This is a genomic window from Cupriavidus sp. SIMBA_020 (assembly GCF_046535395.1).
In the GTDB taxonomy this organism is placed as follows: Bacteria; Pseudomonadota; Gammaproteobacteria; order Burkholderiales; family Burkholderiaceae; genus Cupriavidus; species Cupriavidus campinensis.
The window spans coordinates 1-270 of sequence record NZ_JAWRWU010000645.1 but is presented as its reverse complement, the minus strand read 5'-3'; the positions used below and the strand labels follow the sequence as shown (position 1 = coordinate 270).

Genomic DNA, 270 nt, shown 5'->3' with positions numbered 1-270 from the left:
GACAAGCACGGCCTGGTGGTGCTGCGTGAGATGCGCAACCGCGATGACCGCACCCCGGTGCTGCTGCTGACCGCCCAGGGCGCCCTGCAGGACCGGGTCCGCGGCCTGAACCTGGGCGCTGACGATTTCCTGACCAAGCCGTTCGCCCTCGAAGAGCTCGAAGCCCGCCTGACCGCCCTGGTGCGCCGCAGCCGCGGCCGCCAGCACCCGCGGCTGCAGTGCGGCTCGCTCTCCTACGACAGCGAAAGCCGGGCGTTCACGCTCGACGGC

At 71.9% G+C, this 270-nt stretch carries 1 protein-coding gene; it reads left to right on the top strand.

All coding sequences use genetic code 11. The features are described 5' to 3' along the window. The coding region (locus SB751_RS30890) for a response regulator (protein WP_410749135.1) at positions 1–270 on the top strand (270 nt) is incomplete at both ends.